The sequence below is a fragment of the Brevibacterium sp. SMBL_HHYL_HB1 genome (assembly GCF_018208375.1).
In the GTDB taxonomy this organism is placed as follows: Bacteria; Actinomycetota; Actinomycetes; order Actinomycetales; family Brevibacteriaceae; genus Brevibacterium; species Brevibacterium intestinavium.
On record NZ_CP062936.1, the window covers coordinates 1,582,054 to 1,599,982 of the forward strand.

The following is a 17,929-nucleotide window of genomic DNA, read 5'->3' on the forward strand; positions in this document are numbered from 1 at the left end:
GTCGTCTCACTCGCTCCGGTCCGCCGCCTGCGACAGGTAGGCCAGATAACCGCCGTTGATCGAGGTCACGGCGATTCCGTCGGCCCTCAGCTGTGCGGCGGCCCTGGCCGAACGGATGCCCGCTCGGCAGTAGAGTGCGACACCGACTCCATCAGTGGTCTCTGCCGCGTCGGGCCTCGGCAGTCTGCTCGGATCGTCGAGCAGCTCGGCCATCGGGACGTGGGTGGCGCCGGGCACCATCCCAGCGCTGATCTCATCGTCGTCACGGACATCGACGAGGGTCGCCTCCGGCCCCAGCTGCGCCCAGTCGAGCGCCGCCGGTCCCAGATCGCGACCCTTCGCCTCGCACCTCGGCCCGTGCCCGTCTGCCTGCTCGGACTCGGATCCGAACGTGTGCTGTGCATAGTCGACGAGATGCGCCCTCAGGTCCGTGACCCGTTCCCTGCCGGGGATCGGTGAGACCGGGATCGTCTCCCACCCGGCATCGAGGCTGCTGTGGACGGCGACCGCGTTGACCAAGGGGGTGCCGATGCCTGTGAGCATCTTGACCGCCTCCATCGCCATGGCCGAGCCGATGCTGCCGCACAGCGGCCCGAGGACGCCGGCCACGGAGCAATCGGGCACGGAACCCGGGGCGGGCACTTCGGGATAGAGATCGCGCAGTGTGGCGCCGCTGCGCGAGTCGAAGACGGCGACCTGTCCGTCGAAGCCCAGGATCGTGCCCCACACCAGCGGGATCCCGAGGATCTCGCAGGCGTCATTGGCCAGGTAGCGAGTCGCGAAGTTGTCGCTGCCGTCGATGACGATATCGGCCCCGCGCAACAGCTCCAGCGCGTTGTCGGCAGTCAGCAGGACCGGATGGGTGCGGATGTCGACAGAGGAGTTGATCCCGCTCATGCGTTCCCTGGCGGAGTCGACCTTCCGGGCGCCGACGGCCGCCTCGGTGTGGATGACCTGTCGGTGGAGGTTGCTCAGTTCGACGATATCGGGGTCGATCACGGAGATCGTTCCGACGCCGAGGGCCGCAAGGTAGCTCAGCACCGGTGTCCCGAGCCCGCCGGCCCCGATGACGAGCACATGCGATTCGAGCAGGGTCGCCTGCGCCGTCTCGCCGAAGCCGGCCAATCGGATCTGGCGGGCATAGCGTGCACGGTGGGCAGGATCGAGCCGAGGTTCTGTCATGTCTCCCATCCTAGTTCGGTCGACTCCGGCCGCTTGTGCAGTCCAGGTACTCGATGACGCTCCCGGCCGGGGTCTCGCCGGTGCCCTGCGGAATGCGGATGATGACATCGGCGGCGGCGAAGTCGCGCAGACGCGACCGGGCGGCCGCGGCGATCTCTCCCGTGTCGGTGAACCCGCCGGGACGGAAGGTCACAGCCTTCTCATGCCGGGCGGGTCCGGGGCCGGCGCAGATTCCCTTCTTCCACCGACTGCGCAGCGGTCGGCCGACCAGCAGGGATCGGGCGAACAGATGGAAGGCGAGGAACGCCCCCTGCGGGGTGCCGGGAAAGTGCAGCATCGGCACAGTGCCGAAGCGCCCGTGGCCCTGCGGGGACCCCGGACGCATGCCCACCCGGGCGAAGGTCGAGTGCTCCGATTCGAGGGCCTGCCGCACGACCTCGAAGGCACCGGCGCTGATCCCGCCGGTGGTGAGCACGAGATCGACCTCGTCCTCCATTCCGTTCAGCAGTCCCAGCAGCTGATCCGGCTCGTCGCCGCAGATCGCTTCGCTGACCTCGACGCCGGTCGCTGACAGTGCGGAGACGAGCATCGGCAGGTTCGAATTGAAGATCGTCGGCCCGGTCGCCTCGGCGGCGTGGGCGCGCAGTTCGTCACCGGTGACGATCACACCGACACGGGCGGCGGCGATCACCTCGACCTCTTCGATCCCGAGCATGATGAGCGTGCCGACCCCGGCCGACGTCAGCCGGGCCCCGGCGGCCACGACGACCTCGCCGCCGGCGATGTCCTCCCCCACCGCACGGATGTTCCAGCCGTCGCGGGCGGTCTCGGGCACGGAGGCGAGACGGATCGTCGACGGGGCCGGGCCGGTCGGTTCCGCATCGGTGAGCTCAACGGGCACGACCGCCTCGGCGGCGGTGGGCACCGGGGCTCCCGTCATCACACGCACGGCGCATCCCGGCGACAGCGGTGCGGATTCGTGTCCGGCGGGGGAGTCACCGACGACGGTGATCTCCTCTCCGCGTCCGGCCGCTGCCACGGCCGCCTCGTCGAGGGCGAATCCGTCCATCGCCGAGGTGGGGAACTCAGGTACGGGACGGACGGCGACGATGTCGGCGCTGACGGTGCGCCCGATCGCCTCGTGTGCGGCCACGACCTCGGTGCGGCGGGCGGGTGCCAGATCGGCGATGAGCTCGGAGTAGTCCTCTGGATCCACTGATGTCCTTCCTTCGCTTCGATCCTACGCGTCACGCCGAGCGGGGTGATCGCTGCTTCGCCTGCGCTCGTCTACAGTGTGCATCGTGGACAACGAGCATGCGCAATCAGCCGAGACCGCACGACACGGGCTGATGACCTGGGAAGCGGCCGCGACCGCCCTGCTGGCACTGTCAGCCGTCGTCCTCTTCGGTGTGGGGACGACTTTTCCCGAGGCCCGGGCCTATGGGTACGTCCCGATGCTGCTGGGCCTCGCGGTGGCGTGGAGCAGGAACCGGCGGTTCGCGCGGGATCTGTCCATCATCGCCGCCTGCCTCGGACTGATCTCGGCGATCTCGGTCGAAGCCGACATCTCATGGACGAACATCGTCCGGATGGGTCTCGTGCTCTCGACGGTCGTCATCGGACCGTGGCTGGTCACCCGGTATGTCTTCGCCGACCGTACGATCGTGTTCCCGCGCAGACGCGGGCGACCGTGGTCACGCCTCGAGTGGGGATGGCTGGCCTTCGTCGTCATCACTGCGTGGGTCGTCCTGCCGCAGTACTTCCTGCGCACCGGGGTCTATCTGAATTGGCCGCCGATCACCGGGTGGTCGGAGATCCTGCGACTGTTCTTCGGGGTCAACGCCGTGGGCATCTGGGACGAACTGTTCTTCATCTGCACCGTCTTCGCCCTGCTGCGCAAGCATTTCCCGTTCTGGACCGCGAACGTGTTCACTTCGATCATCTTCGTGTCGTTCCTGTGGGAGCTCGGCTACCGTTCGATCGGGCCGCTGCTGACCATTCCCTTCGCCCTGGCCCAGGCGTTCATCTTCACCCGCACGAAGTCTCTGCCCTATACGATCACGGTGCATCTGCTCTTCGATGCCCTCGTCTTCCTCACCATCGTCCATGCCCACCACCCGCAGGCGCTGCCCATCTTCTTCGGCATCTGAGTATGGCGTCTGAGCGCGAGCTCGAGCGCGACGTCCCTGCGCGTTGCCGGCATCTCCTGCAGTTCCCAGCGCCCCTGACCCGCGCTGACTATTCACCCCGCGGCAGCGCTCTGCAGCGGCACTGGCGGTCAGGGATGCTGAAGCGGAGCCTGGTTCTGAGGGCCGGACGAGTGCTCACAGGCACAGAAAGCCCCTCGAACCCGATTGGTCGAGGGGCTTCCCAGCGTCCCCGCAGCCGTTCCCAGGCGGGCGAGCGGCAGGGCCGCCGGCTCAGCGGATGCCGCGCAGCAGCTTGAGCATCGGTTTGGTCAGCGTCAGGGCCAGCAGACCCAGCACCACCGAGGCACCGCCGATCGACGTCCAGTACGGGATCTGGTTCTCAGCGGAGAAGTACCCGCCGAGCACCCCCGACAGAGCCGTGCCGACACCCGAGGCGAGGAAGAAGACGGCGATCATCTGCGACTGGAACACCTTCGGCGAGACCTTCGTCGAGAACGACAGGCCCACCGGGGAGATGAGCAGCTCACCGAAGACGAAGACCGCGAGGATGAGTGCGACCCAGAGCAGCGGAGTCTCGTTCGCCCCCGCATCGGCATAGGGCAGGAACATGAGGAAGCCGATGCCGATGAAGACCAAGGACAGTCCGGCCTTGACCGGGGTCGAGATCTGCTTCGGTCCCAGCTTCATCCACATGGTCGCGAACAGCGGAGCGAAGATGATGACGAACATCGCCGGAATCAGCTGGATCCAGTTGATCGGCATCTCCCACCCGAAGATCGAGCGATTGAGCTGGGTGTCGGAGTAGACGGTGAGCACACCGAAGATCTGCTGGTACATCGACCAGAAGACCACGCTGGTGAGGAAGAACGGGATGAAGGCGAGCACGCGGGAGCGCTCTTCGGTGTTCGTCTGCGGCGAGGTGTACATGACGATGATGTAGCACGCTGCCGCTGCCGCGGAGATGCCGGCGATCCACCAGTCGATGTTGTCGGGGCTGACCACCTTCGTCATCCACAGCACGATCGCGAGAACGACGACGGCGACAACGGCGACGATGAACAGGTAGAGCTTCGACTTCGGCAGGGGGTTGACCGCGGTCCGGGACTCGGGCGGCAGGTTCTTGCGACCGGTGACATAGATGATCAGTCCCAGAGCCATGCCGACCGCGGCGGCGCCGAAGCCGTAGTGGAAGCCGATCTCCTTCTGCAGGATGCCGGTGATCAGCGGCCCGAACATGGCACCGATGTTCACGCCCATGTAGAAGATCGTGAAGCCGGCGTCTCGCCGGGAGTCCTTCTCGTCGTAGAGTTCACCGACCAGGGCTGAGGCGTTGGCCTTGAGACCGCCTGAGCCCAGCGCCACGAGGATGAGTCCGAGGGCGACTCCCCCGAACCCCGGCACGAGCGCGAGGCAGATGTGGCCGATCATGATGATGATCGCCGAGTAGAAGAGCACCTTCTCGGCTCCGGCCAGTCGGTCGGCGACCCACGCGCCGAGGATCGTGGCCAGGAAGACCGCACCCCCGTATGCGCCGACGATGCCCACGGCTGTGCCCTTGTCCAGGCCCAGTCCGCCGTTCGTGACACTGAAGTAGAGGTAGATGGCGAGGATGCCATTCATCCCGTAGTAGGAGAACCGCTCCCACAGTTCCAGGCTGAACAGCTGCATGAGTGGAAGGGGGTGTCCGAAGAATCGAGTGTCGTTTCGGACTGCCTCGGTCGTCGAGGTGCTTGAAGACATTGTGAGCTTTCCGTAGTGGTGTGAGAGCACACATCTCGTGGTGTGCTTCACGATGGACCAGCGCAGATCCTACTCTTCGTCGCACCTGCGGTCACACGAATCGGCGGCTGGGACACGGCGTCCCAGGAAGCGGGAATCGACCGTGATTCAGGTCTCCTGTTCGCCGTCGATGACGGCTCTGCTCTCCTGCTTGGAACCTCGGTGTCCTGAGCCTCTGCCGCGCGGTCGGAAGGCGACGACGAGGTTGAGCACGCCGGCGATGAGGACCACCGTCGAGGCGGCCACCGGCACGGCCATCGCTGTGGCCGTTCCCTCCACGTCGGCGAGGACGCCGTTGATCGCCGAGGACACCGACTGGCCGACGATGATGGCCGAACCGGCCATCGACATCACCGTCGCCGAACGTCCCCGCGGGGCCCGCTCGGCCGCGAGGCTGAACAGCGTCACAAGGCTCGGCCCGATGGCCGAGCCCATCAGCAGCAGTGCGACGACGATGATCGGCAGGGATTCCGTCGAGGCCAGGAGCAGCGATCCGATGACCATGATCGGTGAGAAGCACAGCAGCCGGGCCCACAGGGTGAACGATGAGGGGAAGGCCGCCACCGAGATGGCCACCACCGCCGACCCGATGCCCATGACGCCGTAGATGAGTCCGGCCTCCTCGGGGCGGCCGATGTCATTGGTCAGCGCCGTCAGTGCCGTCAGTGTCGATCCGAACACCATGCCGACCCCGAAGACGCCGAGGACGACGACGAAGACGCCGCCGGTGAACATGTCCTTCGCCGGGGCCCGTTCGTCGAGTTCGGCCGATCCGCCTGCCGCCCGGGCTCGACCGGTCGGGTGCAGGGCGAATCCGGAGACGAAGACCATGGTCATGACGATGGCCCCGATGATCGGCGCGACCGGATTGAAAAACGTGGCGAGGAGTCCGACGAGGAAGGGGCCGAACACGAAGATGACCTCGTCGGCGGCGGATTCGTAGGCCATGGTCCCGTTGAGGACCTTCGGTCTGCGCGACGGTGGGAGCGCGGTCAGGATGATGTCGACCAGCCGGGAGCGCGACAGCGGCGCCACCTGTGGGGAGGTGGCCCCGATCGCGAACGCGGCGATGAAGACGACGATGTCGGGCAGCGGGCTGAACACCACCCAGGCCATGAACGCCAGAGCCAGGCAGTTGAGGAGACCGACGACGAGCAGAACATAGCGTTGGCCCCAGCGGTCGGCGGCCGCCCCGATGAAGGAGCCGAACAGTGCGGTGCCCAGGCCCACCATGGCGGAGTTGATCCCGCCGAGGCTGAGCGAGCCGCGTCCGGCGACGACGAGGGTCAGCACCCCGACGACGATCATGGCGAAGGGCATGCGAGCGATGAATGCGATCGGGAAATAGCTGCGGCCGACGACCGAGAACAGGGTCGGTTCGCTGCCAGTGCCTGCGGTGGTGCGAGTGCTGTTGTCTGTCATACCAATCCAGTTTCTCCTCCCGACAGTGCGGGAGACCGTGCCGCCGTGGTGACCTGGATCAAATCACTCGGTAGATGCACTGCGTTGCTCGGACCGATCGGCCCTGCTTTCAGGCTACTGGGTTTGCCCGCCCGATTCGAGTCGAACTCGCCCCCTGCCGCGCCGGGAGCCCCTCGGCACTCGCCCGGTCGTCGGCACGGACCTCATTCCCATCCCCGACTCAGTGAGAACGCAGATCGGTCTGGGAAGATGAGAGCTATGAATTTCATCTCTCGAGTCGTCGTCAACGCATGCGCGATCTGGGTGGCGTCCTGGATTCTGCCCGGCGTGACGATCACAGGGAACCAGCTCGTCGAGGACCAGACCGGGCCGATCCCGGCGATGATCATCTCCTACCTCGTCATCGGACTCATCTTCGGACTGGCCAACGCCTTCATCAAACCGATCCTCAGCTTCGTCTCCGCCCCGATCACCTGCCTGACCTTGGGGCTGTTCTCGATCGTGATCAATGCGCTGATGCTGGCTCTGACGAGCTGGCTCAGCGGGTTCACCCCCTTCCAATTCACCATCGACTCGTTCTTCTTCTCCGCCATTTTCGCCGCGATCATCGTCTCGATCGTCTCGGCTCTCCTCGGATGGCTGGCACCCGAGCGAAGCGCGGAATCGAACCGGAGATGAGCAAAGTTCTCTACGCGATGTAGACTGGGCGCAGAGTGTCAGCGTGACCACCAGAAGCATTGTCGGAGGAGACCATGTCCAATACTGCCGCTACGAAGCGAACCCGCAACTCAGCATCCTTCGGAGACGTCATCGTCTTCATCATCGCGTTCGTTCTCTTCCTGTTCGGCCTCTACCTGTTCGGGGCGGCGTTCTCCTCGCCCGAAGGCACCGAGTTCTGGGTGTTCTGGGGCGGCCTGCTCGCCTCCTGCTTCGCCTTCCTCGTCCCGATGATCTATCAGTGGGTCCGTGACCCGCGCCCATGATCCACCCGTCGATCGACAGGGCCGTTGCGCTTGATGCGCAGCGGCCCTGAATCGTCTCCCACCCGTTTCTGACCCGATCAGCCCCGTTTCGCTGAGAAGCCCATGATCGCCGAGGCGGCTTCGGCCGACCGCTCGTAGTGCACGAGGTGACCGACTCCGGTCAGTTCGACGAGTTCGGCCTCGGGAAGCCGGGAGACGAAGTCACGAGTGGGTCCGATGGGAGCGATCGAGTCTCGGTCGCCGGCGATGACGAGCACCGGCATGGTCAGCTCGGCGGCCACCTCGGTGACGGTGTGCGCGATGGAGGTCGCATAGGCCTGTGCCAGGGACTGCCGGTCGGCGAATGACGAGAAGTGCCGGTCGTGCTGATCGTGGACATAGCGTCGCAGACCGGCATCCGACGTCGTCGCCATCACTTCGCTCATGGCCCGCACGATCAGCCTGCTGCTCAGCAACGCCCGTCCGGGGCGTTCGGGCAGGCGCGCACCGAGCGAATAGTAGACCCGGGTGAGCGCGGTGAGGAACCGGGCCGAACCCTCCAGGGCCGGGCTGGTGATCGGATTGATGAGGACGAGCTCGGGAACTGCTTCGGGGTGGGAGGCGGCCAGGTGGCTGACGAGGATCGAGCCGAAGGAGTGGCCGACCACGATCGGCTTCGGCTGCCGCTGCCGGCCGATCTCGGTGCCGAGCGCGAACAGGTAGTCGACGAATGACCTCAGCCCGGATCCCGACTCCAAGGGCGGGGTGCGACCGAAGCCGGGCAGGTCGGGGACGATGACCTCCCGGTCGCGGATGTCTCCGGCGATCAGGTCCATCCCGTGATGGTCTCCGCGGAACCCGTGCACCATGAGAAGCGGGCGGCGTTCGGGATCTCCGGGATAGACCCAGGCGGCAGTGGTGTGGCAGCCGAGTCGCAGTTCGATTCGGTGAGAGGGCCTCGTCCTCACGATTTCGGCGCGCTCAGTGCGACTCGGGCGCCGGACTCGTGCTGACGGCCCGTCGCGGGACGACGACCACCGGCACCGGCAGGACACGCAGCAGTCGTCGTGCTCTCGCCCCGATGGCGACCTTCCCTCCGCGGCCCAGGCGACTGGAGCCGATGAACGCGAGATCGCCCGACTGCCAGTCGATGCTGTCGGCGGCCTCCTCGATGTCGGCTCCGGCCTGCGATCTGACCGCCGCACGCCCCGAGGCCAGCATCTGTGAGGCCTGCTCGGCCAGCACCGCTCCCCCGTACTGTTCGGCGAATTCGGTCAGCTCGGCGACCTCGTCGTCATAGAGGCCGTCGTTCTCGATCAGCGACAGCAGCCGCAGGTCGACGCCCAGACCGTAGGCGGTCTCGACGGCGGCGCCGATGAGTGAGCTGGCGCCGGGACGAGCCCCGTAGAGAGCGGTCACGCGAGAGATCGGACCGATGTCGGACCTGCCGTGAGGGGCGAGGAAGACCGGGACCGTCGACGAGTGCAGCAGCGCGGAGGCGACCGTGCCGATCCGCAGCTGCCGCATGAGGGTGGCCGCCCGCGCGCCGATCACGATGCCCTGGGCGCCTTCCTCCTCGGCGACTTCCATCAGTCCCTTGGCCTCATTGGACGCGACGTGGATGACGCCCCTGGCGGCAACGTCGTCGGGCACCAGCGCCATGGCCTCCTCGAGCCATTCGTCGATCTGCTCGGCCACGATGCCCGCACCGTCCTTCGGCACCGCACTCCCGGCCAGAATCGTCGAGGACTCCGGACGGACGATGGTCACGACCAGTTCGATGTCGATGGAGCGGGCGATCGAGATGGCCAGGGCCATCGCATCACGGCCGCGGTCGGTGGCGATGTATCCGACGACCAGTCGTCGAGTGGTGGCGGTCTCTGACATTCTCAGCTCCCCTGTAGATGCACGTCTGGGTCGATTCTACGTTGCCCTGCCACCTCTCCCATGGGGCAGCCGGATGGAATCGAATTCGACCACTGTGCCGTTGTCGAATCCGGACAGTCGTGCCTCGATTTCGCGGATTATGAAAACTTCTTTGAGAATATAATGAACAGAACTACCGCAGCGGATCTTCACTGTGCTAAATTCGTCAGTGCAATTACGGATTCGCAGACACATTCTTGATTGCATTTCGACCACAGTGAGCGCCGACGCCGTTCACGCGAGTTCCACGACCATGAAAGGAGCGCAGCTTCGATGAATATGCCATTCGCAGGGCCCGACCTTCGAACGCCCTGGCACAAGCGTGCTGCCTGCCCCATGGGTGGACAAGGACTCGCCGGCTGACCAGCAGCCGTCATTCGCGTCTTTCTCCACCGGTGGGCCCCAGGCTGCCGATCAACGCCTTGCCACCGGTGGCATGATCTCCGGTCAGTCCCTCACCGGGTCCGTCCGTCGTCGGTCAGGCAGCCTTCGCATCTGATCCCGCAGCGCCGACAGCACTGTTGCTGAGCCGGTACTCGGACACAGGTCCTTCGCCGACGTCCGGCACTGCGGTCGCAGACCAGCACCGCTTTTCCGCATACGACGCGTGTTTCATTCGCAAGCACATTGTCGTTTCAAAGATATTCTCGTTGGGATTCCTCACCGGCCGAGGCGTCTCTTTCCAGAATTCTTGTCGCTGAGCTTTTCGGCGATAACCCCTGCCCATTTGCAGATCTCGCCTGCCATAAGAATCAGAGGAATCATTGTGACAACCGCATTTCCATTCACCTGGCCCCGCCGCTGGGCGCTGAGCACCGGAATGAAGCTCATCCGGTGGGCACGCCGACCGGCCACCAGCACCGAGGTGCGCCGCCAGAGGCACGCGCGCCGATATGACGCCCGGCTGCGTGCGTATGCGCGAGACCAGCGCATCCGCGAGATGCGCGACCGCGACGTCGTTCGCTATCTCAGCTTGGTCAGGCCCTTCATCTGACCGTCGGTGGCGCGGAATCTCCGGGGTTCGCGCCACCGATCCACGACTGTGTCGAGCGTCACCTTCTCCCGATTTGTTCTGACACCCCCACCTGGGTAATATTGATCAGGCAAGCGGGGGTATGGCGCAGTTGGTAGCGCGTCTCCATGGCATGGAGAAGGTCAGGGGTTCGAATCCCCTTACCTCCACCGCAGAAGCGCCGGGATCCGATGATCGGATCCCGGCGCTTCGTCGTGTGCGCTCACTGCGCTGGTGCACGCCCGGCCCCGACCGGACAAGCGCCCGATCCTCTCATCCGTACGTCTGAGCCTGAACCCACACGTGGTCAGTGATCACCGGTGAGGCCGAAGTCCTCGGCACTGCGCTGGATCGCCTCCTCTTCCCTCTGCCCCTCCGGCCGGCGCCGGGTGAGGATGAAATACATCAGACCCGCGACCAGCAGTCCGACGGCGAACGACATGTCCGCGCCATCCATCGCCGAGGCGGCCGCGCCCGTGTAGAAGGACAGCGAGAAGAACGGGATCATCGCCGCGAATCCGACCGCGTAGGCCGTCAGCCCCCTCCACGCCCATCGACCGTAGACACCATTGCCGCTGACGATGTCGCCGAGCGCGTAGCGACCGCGTCGGACGAGGTAGAAGTCGACGAGGTTGACCGCAGTCCAGGGAATGAGGAAGTACAGCATCAGTCCGACGAAGCTGTTGAAGCTGCCGAGGTAGTCGTCCGGAATCGTCCATGCGATCGCGAGAGCGACTGCGCCGACGATGACCAATGACACCACTCGCAGACGCACTGTCGGCTCCATCGGTTTGAACCCGTCGATGGCGCTGGCACCTGTGAGCATCGCACCGTAGGCGTTGACACCCATGATCGAGACCAAGGCCATCGACGAGACGAGGACGACGATCGTTCCGAAGCCCGGAAAGACCATGTCTCCGACACTGCGCAGGGTAGCGATCGGATCGGCGTCAGGAACATATCCGGCCAGCAGTGCTCCCAGCGACATCAGCCACACCGCCGACAGCCCGGCACCGGCGTATACGGAACCGATGAGCCTCGGTGCCGACGATCTGTGCGGAAGGTACCGGGTGTAGTCGGAGACGTAGACGGAATAGCTGATGTTGTACCCGGCCGAGAGCGAGAACTGCACGAGGAACCCCGAGACCGTCCACCCGGCCGTTCTCACCGGCGCGTCGGCATCGATGGCCGCTGTCGGCAGATGAATGCACGCGAAGACGGTGATGACGATGAACACGGCGATGAGGATGTAGGTCATCCATCGTTGGATCAGGTGGAGAAGATCGTGGCCGACCACGGCGATGAGGATCGACACGGCGATGATGGCCGGATACCAGAACCATGTCGCCTCGGGGAAGATCCCGATGCCCTGGGTGACGAGGATCGTATCGAAGACGAGGAAGCCGATGTAGACGAAGACCGTTGCGATGAATGGCAGCAGCACTCCCCGGCTGCCGAACTGGGCCCGAGATTGGATCATCTGGGCCAGGCCCATCGTCGGACCCTGGTTGGCGTGGAAGGCCATGAAGAAGGTTCCGAAGCCCACTCCGAGGACGATCGCGAGGACGGACCATCCCAGGCTCAATCCCATCGTCGGGCCGGTGAATCCGACGACGAGGGTGGTCAGGACGAAGTTGCCGGCGAACCAGAAGGGTCCCTGGTGCCAGACCTCTCCATGGCGCTCGGACAAGGGGACCACATCGATCGATCTGGATTCGATGACGGAGTCGGTCGTGTTCGAGGACAGTTGTGATGACATCGTCGTCTCCTGGGTTCAGCGCCTCTCAGCGCAGTGGGTCTTCGCTGGTTTCCGATTCGACGGCTCGATGCGCGTCGTCGCCTGGAGCGGAGTAGAGGTCGGTGCGTCGATCGGCGAAGACATCGCTGAAATCGGACAGCCTCTTGTTCCGGCTCTCGCTCAGTTCGATGTCGGCCGTGACGGCTTCCTCCGCGCTCCGGTCGAGATCGGCCAGAGCGACCGGCCATCCGTTCGCATCGACGATCACGGATGCCGACGTCCAATGAGTGTCCCGTTCGACACCGGTGCGATCGCAGGCGGCGATGGACACGCGGTTCATCGACGCCTGTGCCTGGACACGCACGACTTCGCCGGGCCTCTCCCCCGCCGGCCGCGGCGTCCTGGGCCAGTTGACGGGAGCACAGATCAGGTCGGCTCCGCGCAGTGCGGGGCTGCGGATCCACTCGGGGAACTCAAGGTCGTAGCAGATGACGACGGAGACGCGCCCGTGCTCGGTCTCGACGACCGGTGGAGCAGCCTCACCGGGGGTGAAGACCGTCCGTTCGGCATCCCAGAGGTGGACTTTGCGGTAGATGACGGGATCGCGGCCCGGAACGAGAAGTGCCGCACTGTTGAAGGGTCTGCCGTGTTCGTTGGCCTCGCAGAACCCGGCCACGATGATCGCGTTGTGCTCATCGGCGGCCTGCTTCCACCGCGATACCGCGTATCCGTCGACCGATTGCGCCGCGGCACCGGCTTCGGCGGAGTCGGCGAAGGCATATCCGGAGCTGGTCAGTTCCGGGAAGACGACGATCCGGGCTCCGGCGTCGACTGCCCGGCCGAACCGTTCGAGGCTCTCATCGACGTTCGCTTCGACTTCGCCGAGTCGTGGGGAGAATTGGCAGCACGTGATTGTGGTCATGCCAGGCACAGTAGTGTCTCAGACCACACAGCCACACCCATTCACGAGCATCGATTCTGCTCGAGTGCGCGATTGGACGTCGTAGACACCATTCGATGAATGAATCACCAGTCAGACGGGTATGAATATGCAAAACTGTAACGACATACCTTGTCGTTCCGGGAGGCGGCGTGCCGGGAAACGTGTCCGAGCAATCACGGACCAGGGTGCTTCAAGCACTTCGCGACGATGGGCGAGCCAGTTTTGCCCGCATCGCCACGAAGGCGGGACTGGCCCGGCATCAGGTCGCGTCGATCGTTCAGACAGCGCTCGCCCGAGACGAGCTCCGCCTGACGGTCTCGATCAACCCGGGCCTGTTGGGGCTGGAACGCTTCGCCTACCTTCAGATCACCGTCTCCGGCCCTGCCCAGCCTGTCAGAGAAGCGCTCGTGTCGATGTCGGAGACCACCTTCGTCGCCGATGTCGCCGGCCGGAGCTCCGTGGACGCGGAGGTCAGGGTCGGCCCCGATCCGCATCTGAAACGCACACTCGACAGCATTCGTCAGCTTCCCGGCGTCAGCGATATCCGCACCACGCTCTATGACTCCATTGAGGTCAACCGCTTCTCTCCGTCCCCCACAGCTGCCGCCCCACTGACGATCGACGAGGCCGATCGTGCGATCATCAGACATCTGCATACGGATGCCCGCGCCTCGTATCGGCAGCTGGGAGAGGCCTCGGGCCTGTCCCCCAGTGGAGCGCGTCTGCGCTTCGACCGGCTGAACAGAGGTGGGGCGATCAAGGTCGTCGGCATTCCCGTGCGCGTCGGTCGGCCCGAGACACCCACATTGGGTTTGGGACTTCGATCCTCCGTACCAGTCGGAGAGCTGCTGCCGCGGCTGGCTGCCCTCCAGCCCGAGTTCTTGGCGGTCTCCGTCGGTGCCTATGACTTCATTGCGACGATCTCGGCCGATTCCGCCCACGAGCTCGTCGAGATGCTGGATCGTCTGCGCGGGACCGACGGCCTGGCCGAGATGGACTGCTGGGCGAATCTGACGATCGCCAAGGAACAGTACGGCGAGACAGGCAGTCTCCTCACCCCTGCTCGAGATCGAGCAGATGCCGTTTCTTCGCCTCTCCCCAGGCATAGCCGGTCAGAGATCCGTCGGCACCGATCACCCGGTGACAGGGGACGACGATGCTGATGGGGTTCTTCCCGTTCGCTGCGCCCACGGCTCGGGCGGCGCCCGGCCTGCCCAGGGCTTCGGCCAGTTCGCCGTAGCCGGCGGTGCCTCCGTAGGGAATCAGCGTCAGTGCGTGCCAGACCGAGCGTTGGAACTCGGTGCCCGGTGTCGCCAGCGGCAGGTCGAACCGTCTGCGCTCACCCGCGAAGTACTCCCGCAGCTGCACCTCGGTGTCGGCGAAGATGGCGAGGTCGTTCTCCGGTGTCGGTTCGACACCGTAGGACAGGTGCAGGCGGTGGGTGATCTCATCGGAGACTTCGAGGTAGAGGCCGGTCAGATGCTCGCCGTCGGATGTCAGCAGCACGGGCCCCAGTGCTGTGTCGCACACCGTCGAATACACCGGTGCCGAGGAGTTCGGCAGGTTGAGGGCGGTCACGGTCGTTGGGGTGTCATCGAGTGCGATCACGGCGGGGCTCCTTGTTCGTCTGGTCATGTGCGTTGCGATTCGCTCATCGGTGCGTCTTCGAGTGGTGGGCCCAGAGCAGATGAGTGAGATAGGACCGCCAGGGGCTGGCCGCCGACAGCGCCTCTGTCCATGTCTGCCCACTGCCCGAGCCCCGACCCGTGGCGAAATCGCTCAGAGCCTTCTTCACCCCGAGATCGGAGGCGAGGAAGACGTCCGGATCGCCGAGAGCGCGCATGCGGATGTATCCGTTGCTCCAGGGTCCGATCCCGGGCAGGGCGAGGAGTCGGCGGCTCGCCTCCTCCCGATCGCTGCCGGCGCCGAGGTCGAGGCTTCCGTCGGCCAGCGATGCCGACAGCGCTCGGATCGTACGGACCCGGGAGGCGGGCAGCGCCCAGTCCTCCGGTGCGAGGGCTGCGATCGCCTCGGCGGTGGGGAACAGTCTGTCGACCCCCGCAGCCCGCAGCTGGCCAGGCAGCGACTGCCCTGCCCCGGCGACGAGGCGTTCGAGATGTGTGGACGCCGCGGCCAAGGAGATCTGCTGTCCGAGCACCGTGCGCAGCGCCAATTCGACGGGATCGCTGTGTCCGGGCGAACGGATTCCGGGGTGGGAGGCGACGAGACCGCCCAGACCAGCTGCGCCCAGCGTGGCCTCGACCGCCTCGGGGTCGGCATCGAGATCCAGCAGGCGCCGGGCTCGGGCCACAGCGCTGCCGAGGTCACGAGTGTCGGCCAACCGGAGTCGGCAGTCGACGAAGTCGCCGGCTCCCGGGCTCAGCTTCACCACGGCCGGTCCGTGGGCCAGACGCATCGACCGGGTGTACGCCCCGTTCTCGACGGTCTCGATACCGGCCACTGCCCGCACCCGGAGGTAGTCGAGAAGGTACTCGAGGTCGAGAGGTCGGCGGTAGGCGAGCCGGAGGACTAGTTCGTCCGTGACCTCGGCCCCGGACCCGGCGGTGCGCAGCTGTCTCGGGCTGAGCGAATACATGTCGCGGAAGGTGTCATTGAACTGACGGATGCTTGCGAACCCTGCGGCGAAGGCGATGTCGCTGACCGGCATCGCCGTGGCTTCGATGAGGGTGCGGGCGGTGCGCACGCGCTCGGTGCGGGCCAGGGCCAGCGGTCCGACACCGAGCTCTTCCTGCATGAGTCGCCCGAGCTGTCGGGAACTGTATCCGAGCGCCGCGGCCAATCCTTCGACTCCCCCGCGATCGATGACACCGTCGCGGATGAGTCGCACGGCGCGGGCCACGACGTCGCCGCGGGTGTCCCAGTCCGGAGAGTTCGGACTGGCATCGGGTCGGCACCTGCGGCAGGCGCGGAAGCCGGCTTCTGCAGCAGCCGCGGCCGTGCTGAAGAACTCGACGTTCTCCGGCCGCGGCGTGCGGGCCGGACACGAGGGTCGGCAGAAGATCCCGGTCGTGCGCACCGCCGTGAAGAACATGCCGTCGAAGCGCCTGTCACGTGAGGTGACCGCCTGATAACGCTGGTCAGTGGTGAGCATGTCTCAATTCTGCTCGCCCCCAAGCACAATTACTAGCGGTTTTCGGACACGACGGTGCCCGATCGACATCGGGGCCGTGCTCAGCCGTTCTCCGGCCAGTAGTGGGAATCGGGCACGGAGCGCTTGCCGAAGATGGCCTGCCCCACACGCACACAGTCCGAGCCCTCTTCGATGGCGACTTCGAAGTCGCCGGACATGCCCATGGACAGCCGGCCGGCGCCGATGAGGTCCGGATCGGTCTGCCGAGCCCGCTCACGCAGCTCGGCGAGCATCCGGAAGCACGGGCGGACCCGTTCGATGTCGGAGGAGAAGATCGCCAGTGTCATCAGGCCCTGAACCTTGAGCGTGTCGAACTCACGGATGTCCCTGAGGAAGCCCAGGAGCTCTTCGGGCGGCATACCGAACTTCGAGTCCTCGGCGGAGGTGTTGACCTGCACGTAGACATCGAGGCTGCGGCCCTCTCCCTGCAGCCGACGGTCGAGGGCGCGGGCGATCTTGATCCGGTCGAGGGCCTGGAACTCGCTTGCGAACCTCGCCACATCCTTGGCCTTGTTCGACTGGAGATGGCCGATGACCGACCAGTCGATGTCGAGATCGGCCATCTCCTCGGACTTCCGGTGTGCCTCCTGGACCTTGTTCTCCCCCAGCTTGTGACAGCCGGCTGCGACGGCCAGGCGGATCCGCTCCTGAGGCACGGTCTTGCTGACCGGCAGCAATTCGATCTCCGCTCGGTCCCGACCGGCCCGTGACGCCGCTGCCGCGATCCGATCGTCGACCTCGGCGATGTTGGCCCGGAAATCCTCGACCGTCAGCGCCGTCGAATACTGTTCATCGTGACTGAGTCCGCTGTTCTCTCCCATGACCTCATGGTACGCAGAAACCAGCCCGGCGAGGACGGCGTTCCCGCCCCCGGCCCCGAGACCGTGCTCGAAGATCGGCCGAGTCCGCACCCGGGTGAGCTGTGTCTGCACAACCGCGCGATCTCGGCCACAATGGTCGAAGAGCGAATCTCCTGCCGAATCAGAAAGCACCCGAATGACATCGACACCGGCTCCGAGGCGCCGACTGGCCAACATCGGGCCCATCGAGCAGCTGCGCGCCGGCCGCCTCTGGCGACGCCTGCCCCAGCTGTTCATCGGGCTCTATCTCTTCGGCGCCGCCATGGCGATGATGGTCACGGCGGGTCTGGGCATGATGCCCTGGGACGTGCTCCATTCGGGCATCCTCAGGCACGTGCCGCTGACCTTCGGCACCATCGTCACCCTGCTGTCCTTCGTCGTGCTGCTCATCTGGATCCCGCTGCGACAGCAGCCGGGCATCGGCACGATCCTCAACGCCCTGCTCATCGGCCCCTCGCTCGACCTGACCCGGCTGTTCCTGCCCCAGCCCGAGCACCTCGGATGGAACATCGCACTCATGCTCGGCGGCGTCGTCCTCAATGGGGCCGCCTCGGCGATGTACATCGGTTCGCAGTTCGGGCCGGGTCCGCGCGATGGGCTGATGACCGGCCTCTCCCGCGTCACCGGCGCCTCGATCCGTCTCGTGCGCACCCTCATCGAGGTCAGCGTCGTCGCCGTCGGCTGGCTGCTCGGCGGAGTCGTCGGCATCGGCACCATCGTCTATGCCGTGGGCATCGGCCCCATCACCCAGGCGCTGCTGCCAGCCTTCACCGTCGAACTCCGCACCCCGAAGCACGACTGAGC

At 65.6% G+C, this 17,929-nt stretch carries 17 protein-coding genes and 1 tRNA gene; 7 read left to right on the forward strand and 11 right to left on the reverse strand.

The window, feature by feature from the left end:
- Positions 1-6: 6 nt before the first annotated feature.
- The gene (locus IG171_RS07325) at positions 7-1,182 is read right to left on the reverse strand and encodes a ThiF family adenylyltransferase (protein WP_212131012.1); all 1,176 of its coding nucleotides are present in this window, start codon (positions 1,180-1,182) and stop codon (positions 7-9) included.
- Between the two features lie 10 nt (positions 1,183-1,192).
- Positions 1,193-2,398 (reverse strand): molybdopterin molybdotransferase MoeA, encoded by a 1,206-nt coding sequence (locus tag IG171_RS07330; RefSeq protein ID WP_212131014.1) that lies wholly within the window; start codon positions 2,396-2,398, stop codon positions 1,193-1,195.
- A gap of 85 nt (positions 2,399-2,483) precedes the next feature.
- On the opposite strand from IG171_RS07330, the gene IG171_RS07335 reads away from it, so the two are divergent.
- Positions 2,484-3,332 (forward strand): type II CAAX endopeptidase family protein, encoded by an 849-nt coding sequence (locus IG171_RS07335; protein ID WP_249204167.1) that lies wholly within the window; start codon positions 2,484-2,486, stop codon positions 3,330-3,332.
- A gap of 270 nt (positions 3,333-3,602) precedes the next feature.
- Here IG171_RS07335 and IG171_RS07340 read toward each other — a convergent pair whose 3' ends face one another.
- Positions 3,603-5,072 (reverse strand): oligopeptide:H+ symporter, encoded by a 1,470-nt coding sequence (locus IG171_RS07340; RefSeq protein WP_212131016.1) that lies wholly within the window; start codon positions 5,070-5,072, stop codon positions 3,603-3,605.
- Between the two features lie 147 nt (positions 5,073-5,219).
- Complete coding sequence (locus tag IG171_RS07345; protein WP_212131018.1) at positions 5,220-6,533, reverse strand: MFS transporter; 1,314 nt, start codon at positions 6,531-6,533, stop codon at positions 5,220-5,222.
- Positions 6,534-6,791: 258 nt separating this feature from the next.
- Between IG171_RS07345 and IG171_RS07350 the strand changes: the two genes are divergently transcribed.
- Complete coding sequence (locus IG171_RS07350) at positions 6,792-7,211, forward strand: phage holin family protein (RefSeq protein WP_212131020.1); 420 nt, start codon at positions 6,792-6,794, stop codon at positions 7,209-7,211.
- Positions 7,212-7,285: 74 nt separating this feature from the next.
- Positions 7,286-7,516: a hypothetical protein gene (locus IG171_RS07355; protein WP_212131022.1), complete on the forward strand. Its 231-nt coding sequence runs from the start codon at positions 7,286-7,288 to the stop codon at positions 7,514-7,516.
- 77 nt (positions 7,517-7,593) lie between these two features.
- Here IG171_RS07355 and IG171_RS07360 read toward each other — a convergent pair whose 3' ends face one another.
- A complete protein-coding gene (locus IG171_RS07360) occupies positions 7,594-8,331 on the reverse strand; it encodes an alpha/beta hydrolase (protein WP_249204169.1) in 738 nt (245 codons plus the stop codon).
- A 145-nt stretch (positions 8,332-8,476) separates the two neighbouring features.
- A complete protein-coding gene (locus tag IG171_RS07365) occupies positions 8,477-9,382 on the reverse strand; it encodes a universal stress protein (protein ID WP_212131024.1) in 906 nt (301 codons plus the stop codon).
- 805 nt (positions 9,383-10,187) lie between these two features.
- Between IG171_RS07365 and IG171_RS07370 the strand changes: the two genes are divergently transcribed.
- Both IG171_RS07370 and IG171_RS07375 read left to right on the forward strand, forming a co-directional pair.
- Positions 10,188-10,415 carry a hypothetical protein gene (locus IG171_RS07370; RefSeq protein WP_212131026.1) on the forward strand — a complete coding sequence of 76 codons (228 nt, stop codon included), beginning with the start codon at positions 10,188-10,190 and terminating at the stop codon, positions 10,413-10,415.
- Positions 10,416-10,530: 115 nt separating this feature from the next.
- A tRNA-Ala gene (locus IG171_RS07375) sits at positions 10,531-10,603 on the forward strand.
- Positions 10,604-10,740: 137 nt separating this feature from the next.
- On the opposite strand, the gene IG171_RS07380 is transcribed toward IG171_RS07375, so the two are convergent.
- Complete coding sequence (locus IG171_RS07380) at positions 10,741-12,192, reverse strand: cytosine permease (protein ID WP_212131028.1); 1,452 nt, start codon at positions 12,190-12,192, stop codon at positions 10,741-10,743.
- Between the two features lie 25 nt (positions 12,193-12,217).
- Entirely contained in the window at positions 12,218-13,093 is an 876-nt protein-coding gene (locus tag IG171_RS07385; RefSeq protein ID WP_212131030.1) for a nitrilase-related carbon-nitrogen hydrolase, read from the reverse strand.
- A 206-nt stretch (positions 13,094-13,299) separates the two neighbouring features.
- Between IG171_RS07385 and IG171_RS07390 the strand changes: the two genes are divergently transcribed.
- Positions 13,300-14,277: an AsnC family transcriptional regulator gene (locus IG171_RS07390; RefSeq protein ID WP_212131032.1), complete on the forward strand. Its 978-nt coding sequence runs from the start codon at positions 13,300-13,302 to the stop codon at positions 14,275-14,277.
- Here IG171_RS07390 and IG171_RS07395 read toward each other — a convergent pair.
- The 3 genes from IG171_RS07395 to IG171_RS07405 all read right to left on the reverse strand — a co-directional run bounded on the left by IG171_RS07395 (position 14,168) and on the right by IG171_RS07405 (position 17,086).
- Positions 14,168-14,722 carry a methylated-DNA--[protein]-cysteine S-methyltransferase gene (locus IG171_RS07395; protein ID WP_249204172.1) on the reverse strand — a complete coding sequence of 185 codons (555 nt, stop codon included), beginning with the start codon at positions 14,720-14,722 and terminating at the stop codon, positions 14,168-14,170. The genes IG171_RS07390 and IG171_RS07395 overlap by 110 nt on opposite strands.
- Before the next feature lie 43 nt (positions 14,723-14,765).
- Complete coding sequence (locus tag IG171_RS07400) at positions 14,766-16,226, reverse strand: Ada metal-binding domain-containing protein (protein ID WP_212131036.1); 1,461 nt, start codon at positions 16,224-16,226, stop codon at positions 14,766-14,768.
- Between the two features lie 80 nt (positions 16,227-16,306).
- Positions 16,307-17,086 carry a YggS family pyridoxal phosphate-dependent enzyme gene (locus tag IG171_RS07405; RefSeq protein WP_212131038.1) on the reverse strand — a complete coding sequence of 260 codons (780 nt, stop codon included), beginning with the start codon at positions 17,084-17,086 and terminating at the stop codon, positions 16,307-16,309.
- A 175-nt stretch (positions 17,087-17,261) separates the two neighbouring features.
- On the opposite strand from IG171_RS07405, the gene IG171_RS07410 reads away from it, so the two are divergent.
- Positions 17,262-17,927 carry a hypothetical protein gene (locus tag IG171_RS07410; protein WP_212131040.1) on the forward strand — a complete coding sequence of 222 codons (666 nt, stop codon included), beginning with the start codon at positions 17,262-17,264 and terminating at the stop codon, positions 17,925-17,927.
- Positions 17,928-17,929: the final 2 nt, after the last annotated feature.